A 16,331-nucleotide genomic window follows, 5' to 3' on the forward strand; every position below is an offset into this window, starting at 1 on the left:
GCCGCAACCGCCGTCCCCACACACGCCCATCAGTCGCCGCGAACTGCTCGAATCGCGGCGGCCAGGCGTTCGATGCCGCAGGCCATCTCGGTGGGGCTCACGTGGCTAAACGACAGCCGCAGGTACTCCGTGCCAGCACAAGCGCCCGCCGGCGCAACAGCACCCTCCGCAGGTATCGGCGCCGGATAAAAGTAGTAACCAGGGATGTAGGCGACGCCCGCCTGTAAGGCGTGCGGCAATAACGCCAGCGTGTCGACACCCGGCACATGGACCCAGACAAAGTACCCGCCCTGCGGAGTTGTCCAAGTGACATCCGGCGGCATCGACTTGGCGAGGAGATGGAGCATCTCATCACAGCGGGCGCGATAGGTGGTGCGGATGGTGGCAAGTTGTGCTGGCCAATCCGAGTGCTCTAGGTAGCATCCGACTGCCGCTTCGACAAAGGTGTGATCTAAGTCCTTTTTAAACACGGACATCGCGTCGATAATCGGCGCAGGGCCGACACTCCAACCCACGCGCAGGCCAGGGCCGAGAACTTTGGAAAGGGATCCGACATGAATCACCCGGTCTTTCTCCTCATCAAGGGCCTTGAGGGCAACGGGCGGATGCTGGAAAAAAATCTCTCCATACGCGTCATCCTCGACGATGAGAAAGTCATAGCGTTTGGCGAGATGAAGCAATCGTCTGCGGCGAGCATCACTCAGCGTATACCCCGTCGGATTCTGAAACGTCGGGATGGTATACAGAAACGTAGGCATCACTTGGTGTGTCGCCAAGCGCGCCGCCAAAATCTGCTCCAGCGCGTCAAGGCGCAATCCATTGGCGTCCATCGGAACGGCGATAATCTCGTCTGTGTAGTTCTGGAAGATTTCCAACGCTTCCATATAAGTTGGCGCTTCAACCAAGACGGCGCGAGTGGAATCGAGCAGGACGCGCGCGATTAAATCGAGACCCTGAATGGCACCGGCGGTGATCAGGAGTTGCGTTTGTGCCCCATCGACCCCGATACCGCGACTCGCGAGATGATTTCGCGCCCACTGGCGAAGATTTGTAGCATAACGACTGCCAAGATAATGAAATGGCAAGTCGCGTTCTTCCTGAACCAACACCTGAATCGAACGAACAAACTCGGCGGTTGGAATCAAGGAAGTATCTGGGTAGCCTGCACTGAGGCGAATCGCACCTGGAGGAACCTCCGGCATCCAAGCACCGGGTGCGGGATACTGCAGCGCCGCGCGTACGGACGGCGGGAAAAGTTCACGTTTGTTCACGAAATCAGCCACCTAATCGACAATTAATCGGAAAACACCTTGAATTTCGAATATGGATTCAGTTGCAATTTTCTCTGGACATATTGGTTCAGTGCATATATATACATTATATAAAAAGATTATACGAAGCGCGATGGCGTTTAAAAATAGGGGGACATGCACATGAAACGTTTTACGCAAATTGGCGCTGCAGTCGGTGCTGTAGCATTCATGACCGCAGCGGTAACCGGCTGTGGCACGAATTCCACATCCGGGTCAACCAACTCGACCACTGGTTCATCCAGTTCCGAACCCACCTTGGTGATGGCAACCTCAGCTGACTACAAACCGTATGAGTACCACGATACTTCGAGTGGGCAGGATAAAATTGTCGGATTTGATATCGATGTGGCCAATGCCATTGCCAAGCAGCTTCACTTCAAGGTGAAGATTGAGGATATGGATTTCGACGGGTTGATTGCCGCGCTTCAGTCACACCGGGCAGATTTCGTCATCGCCGGCATGACGGCGACGCCGCAGCGAAAAAAGAGCGTAGATTTCTCGGACGTCTACTACCAAGCAGAAAATGTGGTCATTACGAAAAAAGGTGACAACATCAAATCGCTCAAGGACTTAAGTGGGGACAAAGTGGCGGCGCAATTGGGATCCATCCAAGAAGACGCCGCAAAGACCATCCCGAACGTGAAATTGGATTCGCTCGACACCATCCCAACCGTCGTTCAAGAGGTCCTCTCCAACCGGGCCGACGCGGCAATTATTGAGAACACGGTGGCCACCGGTTACGTGAAGAGCAACCCACAGTTGCAAATCAACAAAATTGCGGGGATGACCGAGAATGGGTCAGCCATCGCATTCCCGAAGGGCTCACCGTGGACCAAGAAATTTGACACGGCCATCGAGAAGATGAAACAAGACGGCGAACTTCAACAACTGGCCGAAAAATGGTTTGGTGGCGGTCAGTGACACAACAGCGAAGTAAAGGGGGCGTGGCGTGATGGGCTTGGATTTTAGCCAAATCAATTTTGGCTTTATCCTGGGAGGCGTCCTCGTCACCCTCGAATTCACGGTACTGTCGACGATTTTTGGCTTTATTCTCGGTACGCTATTATCCATTATCAAGATTTCAAAATTTGCGCCGCTGCGCTGGTTTGGTATCGCCTATACCTCTGTTTTCCGCGGCACGCCGCTTTTGGTGCAGGTTAGTCTCGCGTACTGGGCAGTACCACAATTGACCGGCTATGACATTCCTGCATTGCAGGCGGGTATCATCACGTTCTCGCTGAACTCTGCCGCATACGTCTCCGAAGTCATTCGCGCCGGTATCCTCGCGGTGCCAGCAGGGCAGCGGGATGCCGCACTATCGCTCGGCGTCCCGTACGGCAAAATGATGCGCGACATCATCCTGCCGCAAGCGGTCAAAAACATTTTGCCGGCACTCGTCAACGAGAGTGTCGCACTGCTCAAGGACTCGTCGCTCGTGTCCGTCATCACCGCCAACGACTTGATGCGGCGGGCGGAAATTACGATGTCGAACACCTATCGCTACTTTGAACCGCTAATTTTGATTGCGGCCATCTATTATGTCATTGTCATTTTCCTGAGTTGGATTGGCTCCCGCCTAGAGAGGAGGCTGCGCCAGAGTGATTAAAGTAGAGCACCTCCACAAATCGTTCGGCAAGCTAGAGGTATTAAGCGACGTCTCGCTCGAAATTGCCAAAGGGGAAGTCGTGGCGTTGATTGGTCCGTCCGGCTCCGGCAAGTCGACGCTGTTGCGCTGCCTCAACTTGCTGGAAGTGCCCACCTCGGGTCACGTCTATATCGACGGCGTCGATATCACGGTGAAAGGCACTAATGTCCTCAAAATCCGCGAGAATTTGGGGATGGTGTTTCAACACTTTCACCTGTTCCCACACAAGACAGTGATGGAGAACATGATTTACGCGCCGACGAAGGTCAAAGGTGTCGACAAGGAGACCGCCAAACGAGAAGCGATGGACTTGTTGCGCCAAGTCGGCCTAGAAGACAAGGCGAACAGCTACCCAGAGACCCTGTCCGGCGGCCAGAAGCAGCGCGCCGCCATCGCGCGGGCGCTCGCCATGAAGCCCGAGGCGATGCTGTTCGACGAGCCGACCTCGGCACTCGACCCAGAGATGGTCAAAGAAGTCCTCCAGGTCATTCAGGGCCTCGCGCACACCGGCATCACCATGGTCATTGTGACGCACGAAATGGGCTTCGCTCGAAACGTGGCGGACAAGATCTGCTTTCTCGATCACGGCCAGCTCCTGGAGGTCTCCACACCGGACGTGTTCTTCTCCAACCCGAAGACCGAACGGGCAAAAGAATTTTTGTCCAAGGTGTTGTGAACTGCCAGGTAGCACAGTCAGTCATTTGTCTAGCGGAAATATGGAGACGAGAGGACTATGCGAACGCACCTTCGTCTCCTATTACGCCAACGCTTGACTGTAGGCAGGACGACCAAGGCATGTTCATGAATGCATCCCTTTCCCCCGCTGAAACCGGTACAAAGCCCGCTAAATCTGCCCCGTCGACAATATCTCTATGTTTTACCTGTTACTAGGTAAGTTGTCTTTTGATTTACCCACCTAAAACAGCGAGCAGGCTTATTTCTATCGTTCCCCTTTCTACTGGGTAGGCTGCTTTGGCATACCTAGTAGAAAGAGCATAAAATAATTCAGCCTGCGGCATTGAATTTCTTTGTATCGGACGCTCAACCCGCAGGCGTGTACTGTTCACTCAGTAAACCGCTGAAACTCATATGGCAAGAGTCCCGCAGGCAAGTCAGCCGGTTCCCCGAGCGCCGCTGTCGCCTCTGCCCATTCAACCAGCCATGTGAACGGCTCGTCTGTGGTAATGCCGCCAAACCACCTGTCCCCGTGCTTGGTGACGATGCTAATGACATTGACGATGTCACATGGGCCTAGGCAGCCACTAATCGTCAACTGCACGTGTTTGAGTAGGCGCTTCTCCTTCCACGTGCGCTTCAGCCAGTCGAGCGGAATCGCCGGTCGACCTTTGTCTGTGCGTCCACAGCAACATCCAGAACAGACCACGACTTGTGCCAACACGCGCCGCTTCGTCGCAACGCCCGGCTGCGACGAGTGGATGGTCGTCTCCATAAAAGGCCTCCTATGTATGATATGTCCGACAAACCTCGAGCCAGCGACGAATCATCTGCGGGTTTGACGCAAAGTGCAGATGCGTATACCCCGCCAACAAATTGCCGCACGCAAAGCCTTCCGGCTTCTCGCCACGCAGTCCCTTCGCCGCATACGCGTGCGGCCAAATGCCCGCCTCATCCTTCGAACAAGTCTGTGCCACCGTCGAGTAGTGAAACTCGTGACCGCGGGCCGTCTCGCCTTTGCCGAGCAACAGCGTATCCATCAGCGCCGTCACCTCGCGATAGCCAAGCGCCGCCCGCGTCGCCTGCATCTGCACGCGCGCCGGAATCGCGCCCACCATCTGGTGCGTAGCGCCGGATTTATCCCGCAGCGACTCGGTCAGCCACATGAAGCCACCACACTCGGCAAACGTCGGCAACCCGTTTGCGATGCGCGCGCGTATCTGCGCCTGCAGCGCCGACTGCTCGGCAAGACGCTCAGCGAACTCCTCGGGAAAGCCCCCGCCAATGTACAAACCATCCGCGTCTTCTGGCAACAGTTCTCCCGCAAGCGGCGAGAAATATTGAAGCGCTGCGCCATACCACGCAAGTAACTCCAGATTCTCTGGATAATAGAAGTTAAATGCGCTATCGCGCGCAACGGCTATTTTCACAAACGGCGGCACAGGTGCTCCAACAAACAGCGTCGCCGGTGGCGCTTGCCAATCGGCAGCGTCTGCTGCGAGTTCGACGAGCAAATCGAGATCGACCGTCGCTTCCATCGCATCGGCGAGGCCGTCGAACAAGTCGTTCAACTCACCGCGCTCAATCGCCGGCAAGAGGCCTAAGTGGCGCTCGGGAATCACCAAATGGTCGTGGCGCTCCAGATAACCGAGCACCGGCACCTGGCAAACCGCTTCAATCGCGGCCTTGACCAACGCGTAGTGCCCCTTGCTGCCAACGCGATTAACAATCACCCCCGCCAGCGGCACCTGTGGGTCCAACTGCTGAAACCCAAGGACCACGGCAGCCGCGCTGCGCGCCATACTCGCCGCATTGACGACCAAGATGACCGGCGCCTGCAACAAGCGGCTAACTTCCGCCGTACTCCCTTCATCCGACAGCGGCTGTTTGCCGTCGTACAGGCCCATGACGCCTTCAATCACCGAGATATCGGCGCCTTCACTGCCGCGGTGAAAAATTTCGCGGACGCTGTCCTTCGGCATCATCCACATGTCCAAATTGCGCGAGGGGCGGTGCGTTAAGGCGGTGTGATAGGCGGAATCAATATAGTCTGGGCCGACCTTGAAGCCCTGTACGCAAAGCCCCCGGCGCGCGAGTGCCGCCATGAGACCGAGCGCGATAGTCGTCTTGCCCGCACCGCTGTTCGTACCGGCAATCACCAGACGTGGCCGTTTCATGGTCTCACCTCGACGTCGCCGCCAAACGGACGTGCCCCTGGCGCGGCCAACGAAGGCGTAGCGTCGGCGGTCTCAGCCGCTTTTTGTGGCACCAGACATACAGACACCGTCACGTTCCCCGACTTACGCTTCTCCACGACAAACGACGACGCCCCGGACGACAAGCGTGCCGCCGGTTCACTCACACCGTACGCGCCCACATACTTGTAGACCGTCTCCGATGGATTGGGAATCTCCACCGCGTTCAACTCCGCGGCCGTATATGTCACGAGCGGCACGTTGTAGCGCTGGCAAAATTCCAGTAACCCGGGCTCGTCGCGTTTCACGTCAATCGTCGCGACGTTGCGAATGCTCTTTGGCGAAAGCTGCACAGCCCGCAGCGTCTCCTCCACCACCGTGGCAATCTCGTCCGCCGACGTGCCCCGGTTGCAACCGATGCCTAAGACAATCACCTTCGGACGGTACAAAACGCCGTTTTGCAAGAGAACGCTGGCCTCCTCGTCCGTGAGTCGGCGCGGCGTGATGACCAGGGCCGCGTCAAACGGTTCCTGCATCGCATCGTGGGTGTTGTCGAACACATGTAGATAAGAGGGCAAAGGTTTGTCGTATGTCCACCACTCCCGCTCGCCAGCCTCCTGCACGATGTGCACGCGTTGCTCGTTCACCACCGCAGCACTCACCGGCGTCACCTTCTCGAAGTTGGCAATTTCCCAACCGTACGCGCGTCCCAGCAAATCGACGGCGAGCGTCTCGCCGACGTCGGACGCCGTCGTGATAACCGGTCGCGCGCCAAGTGCGGCTGCGACTTTGCGCGTCAAATCGTTGGCGCCCCCCAAATGGCCCGAGAGGACGCTGATGACGTGCTCTGCTCTATCGTCGATCACGACCACCCCCGGGTCCGTCTTCTTGTCCTTGAGAAGCGGCGCAATCAACCGCACCATCGCACCCAGCGAAAAGATGCCAATCAGGCCGCTGTACGCGTGAAATAGCGTGGGCACGTGGGCGACGACGGAGCCTTCGTAGGTCGTGATGCCACGCTCTGCCTCGTCGCCATACGCGAATTTCTCTGGGTAATAGACGTCGACATCCGGGAGTTGTGCCTGGAGGCGCCGGGCGATGGCCGTGCCGTGTTTGGTGATAGCGACCACGGCGTTTGCTTTCGTCATCCTTCGACCACACCCTTTCGGTAGCGATGCGTGAACGTCTTGTCGTACAACTTCGAACGATGGCCGTCCGCAAGGGCGAGATTCGGATCTAGCGCCCAGCCAGCGAGAATCATCGCGTGGCTGGAGACGTGCGCGTCGCCCATCGCACGCACAAGATGGGAGAGTGTGCTGCGAATCACCAATTGGTCAGGCCACGTGGCCTTCTGCACGACGGCGACCGGTGTATCCGGCGACCAGCCGGCAGCCAGTAAGTCGTCGACCGCCTTCTTCGCGAGTGTCGCACTCAAAAACAGCGCGAGCGTCGTGTGGTGCTTTGCCAAATCGCGCAGTTGTTCGCCCTCTGGCATCGGCGTACGCCCGCCGACACGCGTGAGAATGACCGTCTGCGTCAGTTCCGGCACCGTCAGTTCTGCCCCAAGTACGGCCGCCGCCGCAAACACCGAACTCACACCCGGAACCACCTCGTAGGGAACTTTTGCGCGCAAAAGCATACCAATCTGCTCCAGGATGGCGCCGAAGACGGCCGGATCACCCGTATGGACCCGCGCCACGCTGCGCCCTTCGCGCACGTGCGAAACCATCAGCTGGACGATTTCTTCAAGCGCCATGCCCGCGCTTTTAAACACCTGTGTCGTCGGTCCGCAGTAGTCGAGCAGTTCCGCGCGCACGAGGCTGTCCGTGTAGATGACCACATCCGCACGCTGAAGAATGCGCATGCCTTTGACTGTGATGAGCTCCGGGTCCCCCGGGCCCGCACCGACGATATACACTTTTGCGTCCAGTTTCATTTCCTCACCACCAAGAGTGTCAAATAATTGAGTGAAGCACCTTTCAAGGCGCGAACGTCATGCCAGACGCGCTCACTCGCCGAGGTCACTTTCGTGCAGACCGCCGCTTTCTCCGTGAGACCTAATTCGTCGAGCAACCCTATCATCTCGTCGAGCACCTTGGCGACCTTTAAAAACACCACACAATCGTGATGCAATAACGCATCCCTCATCGCGTCCATATCCGCACGCGCCGGAATGATGGCGACGGCCTCGTCGCCATCCGCCAAAGGTGCCCCCAATCGGTTCGCCGCGGCGTTCACCGACGAAATGCCCGGTACCGAGACAACCTGTACCTCCGGGTGCGTTTGCTGCATCAAGCGCGCCATGTGAATAAACGTGCTGTAGAGCATCGGGTCGCCCTCTGTGACAAAGACGACGTCGCGCCCCCCGGCCAAGTGTTCATAGACCGCGTCCACCGTCTTCTGCCAGGCGGCGCGCAACGCGTCCTCATCTTTTGTCATCGGGAACACGAGGCCGAGCATCGTCTTCTCAGCCGGATTCACATACTGTTCGACGATTTCCAGCGCGTAACTTTTACCGCCCATCCGCTTGTTCGGGTAAGCAATCACTGGCGACGACTGCATCAGCCGAAACGCCTTTACAGTCAACAGTTCCGGGTCACCCGGGCCGACACCGACGCCGTACAGCGTCCCTGTGGTCTGTGTCACGACTTCTCCTCCCTCGCACGGTTTGTTGCAGGAATGTGTGTTTCGGGAATGTGTGTTTCCTGGTTAGTTGTTTCAAGCATGCCAGTCACCAAGTAGACCGGGTTCATCCCCTCCAGGCGCGTGAGATTCAAAATCGGCTTACTCCGAGCCGTCTGAACCAGCGTGACGCTTACGGTTAGTCCCAGTTCGCGCAGCGTCTGGTACGCCTCGTACAAATTTTCAATGGTCGCCGCATTGACCACGATGCGCCCGCCCGCGCGCAGACGGTTCGCGCAGATGTGCAACAACTCGCCCAGTTCACCACCACTGCCGCCGATGAACACCGCATCCGGATCTGGAAAGCGCTCCAACCCATCGGGCGCTTTCGCGTGAACGGCTACAAAATCCGTCCGAAATTTCACCTGATTTTCCCGCAGATTGACCAAGTCACCCTCATTTTTCTCGACCGCAAACACCTGCAAATCCGGCGTCGAGAGAATCGCTTCAATCGATACAGAGCCTGTGCACGCGCCGATATCCCACAGCACGTCGCCCGGACGCAGCCGCAATTCAGCGAGACTCAACACGCGGACCTCGCGCTTCGTAATCAACCCTCTGTCGGGCTTTCGCTGCGAAAACGCACTGTCGTCCATACCCAGCGTAAAGACTGGCGACGAGGCGTCATCGCGGCGGCGCAGGATGACGACATTCAGCGCGGCAAATGACGCATCGCTGAGGGATTGCAGGTCGTACCAACCCGTTTTCTCCTGCTCGCCGCCGAGGTGTTCGCCGACAAACGCGTCATATTCCGTCATGCCGTATTCCAAAAGGTAGCGGGCAATGGCGCCAGGCGTATTGACGTCGTCCGTCAACACCGCCACACACGCCCGATTGTGCAGCTTTTGTGCAAACCCTTGGATAGGTCGCCCATGCAAGCTGATGACGGGCGCATCCTGCCAGCTGAGCCCAGCCCGCGCAAACGCCAATTGCACGGAACTCACGTGCGGCACAATATCCACACGATGATGCCCGAGGCGCTTTGTCAGCACGCCGCCAATGCCAAAAAACAGTGGATCCCCACTGGCCAACACCGCCACAGGCCGCGTGGCCGACACTTGGTCAATTTCGTCTATCGCCACCCGCATCGGCGTCGGAAACACGCGCTTTTCGCCTGTGAACGCAGGGAACAAAGCCAGTTGTCTTTCACTCCCGTACAACACCGCACACGCGCGAATGCGGTCTCTTACCGCATCGCCGAGCCCTTTGACACCGTCGTCGCCGATGCCGACGACGACCACTTTTTTATCCGTCAATTTGCGCGCCTCCTAAATACTCGCCCGCGAGCGTGGTCAAATCTGTCCGAATTCGCATCCCACCGTCGACATGCTGGAGCACGTGCGTACAGCACGCGTACGCCAGCCGATCGAAAAATTCGCGATAGCCGCGTTCGAGCATCCAGTCGCCGACCTGACTCGCCGTATTGGCCTCGCGAATGGCTTGGCACAACTCAGCCGGCGCACCGACGTCCGCCGCAATGGACGCCAAAAAACCGAAGTCGATGGGCGCGCTCTTGGCGTGCACCATCATGACGCCTTGCGCGACTTTCGAGAACTTGCCCATCATGCCGACAAAGCGCACCTCCCGCATGCCGGTGCGCTTGGCGTGCTTGGCCGAAAAGCCGACAAAGTCGCCCATCTCGACAAACGCCTCAATCGGCAACTCTGGGAACATGCGAATCGCGTACTTCTCACTGCGGCCGCCGGTCGTCAACACCACGGTCGTGAGCCCCTGTTCCTTTGCGACGTTCATCGCGTAGGCGATACTCGCCTTGTACGACGCCGTCGAGAACGGCACGACAATCCCGCGCGTGCCTAAAATCGAAATGCCCCCCACAATCCCAAGCCGCTCGTTCAGCGTCTTTTTGGCGATCTCCTCACCATCCGGCACGGAAATCACCACCTTGACGCCACGCTGAATCCCGTATTCAGCGAGTACGGCCTCGACCGTCTCGCGAATCATTTTGCGCGGCACAGGATTAATCGCCGCCAAGCCGACTGGAATTGGGAGCCCCGGCTTCGTCACCCGGCCGACGCCGACGCCGCCGTCAATCTCCACGCCATCGCCTTCAATAAACGACACCGTCGCGACAATGCGGGCGCCGTGGGTGGCGTCGGGATCGTCTCCGCCATCCTTAATCGTCGTAACGGACGCCATATCTTTCGTGAATTCGACGTCCTGCAACGAAAACTCAACCCACTCGCCGGCGGGAATCCAGATGGTCGCGGACGTCACGGGTGCCTGCTCAATCAGGGTCAAAAGCGCCCCTTTGGCACACGCGGTCGCACAAGCACCTGTCGTATAACCGTGCCGGAGCGGGCGATTGGGTACGTCGAGCATCTCGCCCATCGGCACTCACCGACCTTTGGCGTCCGCCAAGAGCGACAGGGCGTTGACCGTCGCCACAGCCACCGGACTTCCACCCTTGCGCCCATGGTTGGTGATGAACGGCACGTCCAACTTCATCAACTCCGCTTTCGACTCTGCCGCCGAGACAAAGCCAACCGGCACGCCGACAATCAAGCTCGGTCGCGCTTCGCCACATTTGACCAGGCGAATCAGTTCGAGCAGCGCCGTCGGCGCGTTGCCAATCGCGAAAATCGCGCGAGGATGCGCGGCCACCGCCTTGCGCACCGACACAATGGCCCGTGTCGTCCCGAGGCGTTTGGCTTCGGCCATCACGTCGGGATCGGAAATATAGACATGGACGTCGCCACCGTACTTGACGATTCGCGGCTTACTGATACCCGATTGCACCATCTGCACGTCCGCGACAATGGGTTCCCCCGCGAGAATGGCCGCGACACCTGCCTCGATGGCGTCTGGGTGAAAGACGAGGCTTCGCCCGAGTTCGAAGTCCGCCGACGCGTGGATGACGCGCTGGACCACTTTGAACTGTTCATCCGTAAACGGATGCGGCCCCAGTTCCTCCGTGATAATCTCGAAACTTTTGTCCTCAATCGCCTGTGGCTGCGTCGTCACAGGCTGAAACTCCGTACCAAATTCCATGCCGCGCTACCTCGCCTTCTCCGTACTTCATCATCATTTCACCTGGTTACAGCGGGCCCGAGGACGCGACCAAGCTCTGCCATCACACCGTCCGCTGTCGAAAAACTCGTGCCATACGCCAGCTTGGGGCGACCAATGACAATCACCTGAATGCCCATCTCTATCGCCGCAGCCACCTTATCGTCAACCGCCCCCGGCCCACCGCTCTCTTTCGTCACCATCAACGTCGTCTCGTAGTGTCGATAGAGCGCCTGGTTCAACTCGCGAGAAAACGGGCCTTGCATCGCAATGATGTTCTTCTGCTCAACCCCCAGGGCCACGCACTTCTCCATGTTGTCCACGCGTGGCAACATACGGGCGACTAGGCGGACATCTGGTCGGCCAATCAGTTTGTCGGTAAAAATCTGCAACGTCTTGCTGCCAGTCGTCAGCATGATGCTGCCACCGCGCTCTGCTGCTAGTTCTGCCGCCTGTTCGTATGTGTCGACCACCGTCACGAAGTCATTGCCGCCAAAATCCTGTGTCGCCCGCTCGTACCGGATATAGGGAATCCCTACCGCATCCGCCGCAGCCATCGCCGTGCGGTGCGCCTCTTCCGCGAACGGGTGGCTCGCGTCAACAAGCACCTTCGCGCCCGTGTCCTGTAAGGCTTCACACATCCGTTCGACATCCAAGCGCCCGTGACGCGCCGGAATTCCTGCATCTGTCAGGACCTGTGCCGCGTTTTCGGTGACCACGCTGGCGATGAGTGGATAACCGCTCTCCTGAATGCGCAATGCCAAGGCCCGCGCGTCACTCGTCCCGGCCATGAAGAAGATCATCTGCGCTTCCTCCTTTCCTGGCTGACCACCGCCAACCACTTCATTAAAGTTCACTTCATTAAAGTTCACTTCATTAATTTCACTTCATTGGCCACATACCGAATCGGCGACCACAGTGACCGGCTTGTCTCGGTGAACGAACCCTTCGATCTCGCCAACCCGCTGGAAAAACTTGTGGAATCGCTCCCCTGGGAACGCGTCCGCCCGGTAGCGATTGACAATGCGCTCCATCAAATCAGGCACCTCGTCGGCGGGCACGCCCTCTGCCACGCGAATCCCGGGTGCCGCATTGCGTCCTGTCGTCTTGCCTCCGAGGAAAATGTCAAACTTGCCCTTGCGAAAGACGAGGCCGATGTCTTCATTCACCGCGCCGTAGCAAGCCATCGCGCAGCCATTGAAGCCGATGCGCAACTCCTTCTCCACCGAGAGCCCGGCGAGGCGCCCAGCAATTTCCTCGGCATACGCGATGCCCTCGTACTTCTCGCCATCGCAGAAATCGCACGCTTTGACCTTAATCACGTCGCCAACTGGCAACACCGTCAGCCCTTGCGCCTGCAACGCTTCGACCAAGGCGTTCGCGTCATCTGTCTGCGTCCGCAAAATCAGTTGGTGCGCCGTGGTGTACTCGATCTCGCCGCTCTCCCCAGCCAACTCCGCCAAACGCGTCAACTGTGCCGCGGTGAACTTCTTGTTCGCGACACCGGGGCTCACTGCGACTTCCAAAATAGAAACTTGCCGCACAGGCGCGGCCGTCGGCGAAAACGCTGTGGAGGACGTTGCCGGTCGACCTTCCGTGAGGCAACGAAGCGCAGCCTCTGCCCAAGCACGGGGTGGCAATGTGACTGCGGCAGCAGGCGTGGCGGACGTCGTGCTGCCCTGTGGCGTTTGTGTTCCAGTTGATGCGCTATCTTTGTGAATACCACTTTGACCGTTCCCGCCCGATGCGCCCTGCATTGCGTTCAGCGACCACGGCTCATTTTCCGGGCGCAGCCGTTCCCCAGGGCGCAGGCGCTGCTGCTCGGTGTCGAGTGTGTACTTGCGCTGGTAGCCGCGCGGCGTGATCATCAAATCGTCGTAGTAGAAGGTCGACGCGTTGCCGATGATGACCGTCGTCAGCATGCCGATGTCGTGCGTCAACATTTCCCCGAGGTTCGTGCGCACGACGTGTTGCCTGTCGCGATACGCGCTCTTGACGAGCCCAACAGGCGTTTCCGGGGGCCGGTATTTGAGCAGAATCACCTGCGTCTCGACAATCTGTCGCGTCCGCCGACCGCTCTTCGGGTTATACAGCGCAATGACAAAGTCCGCTGCAGCCGCCGCCTCAATGCGACGGGCGATGACCTCCCAGGGGGTCAGGTGATCGGATAAGCTGATGGTGCACGCGTCGTGCATAATCGGCGCGCCAAGCAGGGCCGCGCACGAGTTGATAGCCGAAATCCCCGGAATCACCTCGATTTCCGGGTTATCGCCTGGATGCCAACCACGCTCAATCAACACCTCGTACACAAGCCCCGCCATGCCGTAAACGCCGGCATCGCCGGACGAAATGACCGCGACACCCTTGCCATCCATGGCGAGTTGCACCGCCTTTTGCGCGCGGCTGACTTCCTCCGTCATGCCTGTACGCACGATATCCTGGTTCGTCAAAAGCCCGCGAATTAAATCGACATAGGTGTTGTAACCAATAATCACGTCGCTCTCCTGAATCGCAGCCCGCGCGCGTTCCGTGATATGCTCATACGATCCCGGCCCGAACCCAACAACGAATATCTTTCCGCCCATATGTCACCCTCCTTACAAGACCTGTGCCGCCGCGAGCGAACGTTATCGCGCAAGTTCGCTTTGGACAGCACTTTGGGGCCGAAACCAGTCCAACTGTGCGTGCAATTGCACGACGTCGCCAACGATGATGACGGCAGGCGACGTCAGCCCGCGCGCCTCGACCCTGTCGGCGATGTCGGCCAACGCCCCGACAACCGTCACCTGCTGATCCGTCGTGCCCATATGAACGACGGCAGTCGGCGTATGCGCCGGGCGGCCGTGTGCGATGAGCCGCCGCGCGATATCCCGGAGATGGCCCATTCCCATCAAGATGACCAGTGTCTGGTTGGACGCCGCGATGGCCGCCCACGGCGTTCCGGTCGAATGTAGGCACTCGTGCCCCGTCACCACGTGAAACCCAGACGCGATCGCCCGATGCGTGAGTGGAATCCCCGCATACGCAGGCGCGGCGACGACCGAACTGACACCTGGCACAATCTCGTACGGAATGCCGTGATTCCGCAACGCCTCTGCCTCCTCTGCACCGCGCCCGAAAATGAACGGGTCTCCCCCCTTCAACCGGGCCACCGTATGCCCCGCCTGTGCCTTTTCCACCAAGAGCGCATCGATGTCCCTCTGCGCCAGCGTGTGATGGTGCGGCGCCTTGCCGACGTAGATAAGCTGTGCCCCCGGGCGGGCAAAGTCGAGTAGTTCCTCGGCAACCAGTCGGTCATAGACGACGACATCCGCCGCTTCGAGCGCCGCCTTGCCGTTTAGCGTCAGCAACCCTGGGTCCCCCGGGCCCGCGCCAATCAGATACACGCGTCCCACGAACTGCCGCGCCGTCACGCGCCTTCACCTACCGGCGTGGGATTTGCTTCGTGATGATGGTGATGATCATGGGCGTGATCGTGCGCGGCGCCATGATGGTGATGTGCGTGGTCGTGATGGTGATGGTGATCAGGCAAAGCAGCCTTGCGGTATTTGCACAAATCGCAGTTCATGAACGCATGACCCGCAATCGCTTCGTCGCGGCGACTGAGGACCACCTCCACCAGATACGGATGCGCCCCGAAATAATCCGCCATGGTCATCTGCACCTGCGGATGCTCGGCCTGTAGCGCCGCAAGGACGTCGCGCATGCGTTTCATCAGCACGCCGGTGAACAAGAAGTAGGGGACGACGACAATCTGCTTTGCGCCAAGTGCCATAGCGCGGCGCACACCGTCCGGCAAACTGGGGAATGTGATGCCGGTAAAGCACACTTCGACCGTGCGAACGCCCGTTTTCTCCCAGATTTGGCGGGCAATTTTGTACAAGTCCCCATTCGCGTCGGGGTCACTACTACCGCGCCCCATCAACACAATCGCGGTATCTTCCGGCTGTGCGGCGGGCGTCGGCAAGTTCAGAAGGTGTTCTTGGTAGCGGGTGGTGAGGAGGTCGACAATGCGCTCATGCAATCCAATATTCCGACCGTAAATCATCTCAACGTGTGGGTATTTGGCGCGACCTGCATCCAACAGTTCCGGAATCTCAAGCTTGGTATGCGAAGCGGCCAAGAGGATGATGGGTACAGCGACAATCCGCGTCGCGCCGGCACGTACGCACGCGTCGATGCCGTCGAGGATAGTCGGTGTCGCCAGTTCTAGAAAGGAAACTTCAAAGTGCTTATCTGGTGCGGCCTTGCGCAGCTGATCGACAAAGTGGATGAACTCCTCGTTGCCATCGGCATCGCGGCTGCCATGACCGATACATAGTGTGATTTCTTTCATCGTCTGAAACCCTCCTGAATGTTATAGGAGGGGTGTTTGCCGCGCCATAGCATATAAAAAACACTCTTTTTGCTATAAAAAGAGTGTTTGTATACGACAGAGGTCGCCCACAAACACCTCCCTATCGACCGTAGGTTGTAACGGTGTTCATAGAAAAGGCAGGTCTCCTGGCTCTGGTTCATCACGTTCGACAGCCTTCCCAGGGCCTCACCTAGCACCCCAGTGACCATTGTCTCGTTCCCCATTACAGTGGCGGGACCGCATCGGATTTTCACCGATTTCCCTATTAAGTCCACAACATCGTGGACACCTTTTCCGCATATGTGATTTTCGTAGAATTTGCTCGTACAAGTGACTTCATGGTACACGCTGATGGGTATGACGTCTAGTCCTCATTTATGCACGAGATTGGGGTGGGGACGGCTGGGGATGGCGGCTGTCTCTTATACACATCTCCG

Annotated in this window: 16 protein-coding genes and 1 riboswitch; of the genes, 3 read left to right on the forward strand and 13 right to left on the reverse strand. The window is 58.3% G+C overall.

Features of this window, described 5'->3' with window-relative positions; genetic code table 11:
- Positions 1-29: 29 nt before the first annotated feature.
- Entirely contained in the window at positions 30-1,271 is a 1,242-nt protein-coding gene (locus tag J3482_RS03795) for an aminotransferase-like domain-containing protein (RefSeq protein ID WP_223203995.1), read from the reverse strand.
- Between the two features lie 162 nt (positions 1,272-1,433).
- Here J3482_RS03795 and J3482_RS03800 point away from each other — a divergent pair, with 162 nt between their 5' ends.
- The 3 genes from J3482_RS03800 to J3482_RS03810 are packed head-to-tail and all read left to right on the forward strand — an operon-like array spanning position 1,434 to position 3,634.
- Positions 1,434-2,234, forward strand: a complete 801-nt coding sequence (locus J3482_RS03800) for a transporter substrate-binding domain-containing protein (RefSeq protein ID WP_146821617.1) — start codon at positions 1,434-1,436, stop codon at positions 2,232-2,234.
- Positions 2,235-2,265: 31 nt separating this feature from the next.
- A complete protein-coding gene (locus J3482_RS03805; protein ID WP_146821618.1) occupies positions 2,266-2,919 on the forward strand; it encodes an amino acid ABC transporter permease in 654 nt (217 codons plus the stop codon).
- Entirely contained in the window at positions 2,912-3,634 is a 723-nt protein-coding gene (locus J3482_RS03810) for an amino acid ABC transporter ATP-binding protein (RefSeq protein WP_146821619.1), read from the forward strand. The genes J3482_RS03805 and J3482_RS03810 overlap by 8 nt, the downstream gene beginning before the upstream one ends.
- A 387-nt stretch (positions 3,635-4,021) precedes the next feature.
- Here J3482_RS03810 and J3482_RS03815 read toward each other — a convergent pair whose 3' ends face one another.
- The 12 genes from J3482_RS03815 to J3482_RS03870 form a co-directional block, all read right to left on the reverse strand.
- Positions 4,022-4,408, reverse strand: coding sequence for a (2Fe-2S) ferredoxin domain-containing protein (locus J3482_RS03815; RefSeq protein ID WP_146821620.1), 387 nt, complete (start codon positions 4,406-4,408; stop codon positions 4,022-4,024).
- Between the two features lie 10 nt (positions 4,409-4,418).
- Positions 4,419-5,810 carry a cobyrinic acid a,c-diamide synthase CobB gene (locus tag J3482_RS03820; RefSeq protein ID WP_206922079.1) on the reverse strand — a complete coding sequence of 464 codons (1,392 nt, stop codon included), beginning with the start codon at positions 5,808-5,810 and terminating at the stop codon, positions 4,419-4,421.
- Positions 5,807-6,976, reverse strand: a complete 1,170-nt coding sequence (locus J3482_RS03825; protein WP_146821622.1) for a cobalt-precorrin 5A hydrolase — start codon at positions 6,974-6,976, stop codon at positions 5,807-5,809. Before J3482_RS03825 ends, J3482_RS03820 begins: the two co-directional genes overlap by 4 nt.
- On the reverse strand, positions 6,973-7,764 hold the full coding sequence (gene cobM / locus J3482_RS03830) for a precorrin-4 C(11)-methyltransferase (protein WP_146821623.1): 792 nt from the start codon (positions 7,762-7,764) through the stop codon (positions 6,973-6,975). The genes J3482_RS03825 and cobM overlap by 4 nt, the downstream gene beginning before the upstream one ends.
- Complete coding sequence (gene cobI, locus J3482_RS03835; protein ID WP_206922080.1) at positions 7,761-8,474, reverse strand: precorrin-2 C(20)-methyltransferase; 714 nt, start codon at positions 8,472-8,474, stop codon at positions 7,761-7,763. The genes cobM and cobI overlap by 4 nt, the downstream gene beginning before the upstream one ends.
- Complete coding sequence (gene cbiE / locus J3482_RS03840) at positions 8,471-9,766, reverse strand: precorrin-6y C5,15-methyltransferase (decarboxylating) subunit CbiE (RefSeq protein WP_206922081.1); 1,296 nt, start codon at positions 9,764-9,766, stop codon at positions 8,471-8,473. Before cbiE ends, cobI begins: the two co-directional genes overlap by 4 nt.
- Complete coding sequence (locus J3482_RS03845) at positions 9,756-10,850, reverse strand: cobalt-precorrin-5B (C(1))-methyltransferase (RefSeq protein ID WP_031219242.1); 1,095 nt, start codon at positions 10,848-10,850, stop codon at positions 9,756-9,758. The genes cbiE and J3482_RS03845 overlap by 11 nt, the downstream gene beginning before the upstream one ends.
- A gap of 15 nt (positions 10,851-10,865) precedes the next feature.
- Positions 10,866-11,519, reverse strand: coding sequence for a precorrin-8X methylmutase (locus J3482_RS03850; RefSeq protein ID WP_021298338.1), 654 nt, complete (start codon positions 11,517-11,519; stop codon positions 10,866-10,868).
- Positions 11,520-11,557: 38 nt separating this feature from the next.
- Positions 11,558-12,340 (reverse strand): precorrin-6A reductase, encoded by a 783-nt coding sequence (cobK, locus tag J3482_RS03855; RefSeq protein WP_021298339.1) that lies wholly within the window; start codon positions 12,338-12,340, stop codon positions 11,558-11,560.
- 84 nt (positions 12,341-12,424) lie between these two features.
- Positions 12,425-14,122 (reverse strand): precorrin-3B C(17)-methyltransferase, encoded by a 1,698-nt coding sequence (gene cobJ / locus J3482_RS03860; protein WP_206922082.1) that lies wholly within the window; start codon positions 14,120-14,122, stop codon positions 12,425-12,427.
- Between the two features lie 42 nt (positions 14,123-14,164).
- Positions 14,165-14,950: a uroporphyrinogen-III C-methyltransferase gene (gene cobA, locus J3482_RS03865; RefSeq protein ID WP_328702651.1), complete on the reverse strand. Its 786-nt coding sequence runs from the start codon at positions 14,948-14,950 to the stop codon at positions 14,165-14,167.
- Positions 14,947-15,873: a sirohydrochlorin chelatase gene (locus J3482_RS03870; RefSeq protein WP_206922083.1), complete on the reverse strand. Its 927-nt coding sequence runs from the start codon at positions 15,871-15,873 to the stop codon at positions 14,947-14,949. The genes cobA and J3482_RS03870 overlap by 4 nt, the downstream gene beginning before the upstream one ends.
- A 140-nt stretch (positions 15,874-16,013) precedes the next feature.
- Positions 16,014-16,202: riboswitch (cobalamin riboswitch) on the reverse strand.
- Between the last annotated feature and the right edge of the window lie 129 nt (positions 16,203-16,331).

Source organism: Alicyclobacillus suci (assembly GCF_017329615.1).
Taxonomy (GTDB): Bacteria; Bacillota; Bacilli; order Alicyclobacillales; family Alicyclobacillaceae; genus Alicyclobacillus; species Alicyclobacillus suci.

Bases quoted from the DNA above. Each gene is read 5' to 3' on its own strand.
- J3482_RS03845 (WP_031219242.1), bottom strand. From the start codon at position 10,850: ATGCTCGACGTACCCAATCGCCCGCTCCGGCACGGTTATACGACAGGT.
- J3482_RS03800 (WP_146821617.1), top strand. From the start codon at position 1,434: ATGAAACGTTTTACGCAAATTGGCGCTGCAGTCGGTGCTGTAGCATTC.
- J3482_RS03870 (WP_206922083.1), bottom strand. From the start codon at position 15,873: ATGAAAGAAATCACACTATGTATCGGTCATGGCAGCCGCGATGCCGAT.
- J3482_RS03850 (WP_021298338.1), bottom strand. From the start codon at position 11,519: ATGGAATTTGGTACGGAGTTTCAGCCTGTGACGACGCAGCCACAGGCG.
- J3482_RS03805 (WP_146821618.1), top strand. From the start codon at position 2,266: ATGGGCTTGGATTTTAGCCAAATCAATTTTGGCTTTATCCTGGGAGGC.
- cobM (WP_146821623.1), bottom strand. From the start codon at position 7,764: ATGAAACTGGACGCAAAAGTGTATATCGTCGGTGCGGGCCCGGGGGAC.
- cobK (WP_021298339.1), bottom strand. From the start codon at position 12,340: ATGATCTTCTTCATGGCCGGGACGAGTGACGCGCGGGCCTTGGCATTG.
- J3482_RS03820 (WP_206922079.1), bottom strand. From the start codon at position 5,810: ATGAAACGGCCACGTCTGGTGATTGCCGGTACGAACAGCGGTGCGGGC.
- J3482_RS03815 (WP_146821620.1), bottom strand. From the start codon at position 4,408: ATGGAGACGACCATCCACTCGTCGCAGCCGGGCGTTGCGACGAAGCGG.
- J3482_RS03825 (WP_146821622.1), bottom strand. From the start codon at position 6,976: ATGACGAAAGCAAACGCCGTGGTCGCTATCACCAAACACGGCACGGCC.
- cobJ (WP_206922082.1), bottom strand. From the start codon at position 14,122: ATGGGCGGAAAGATATTCGTTGTTGGGTTCGGGCCGGGATCGTATGAG.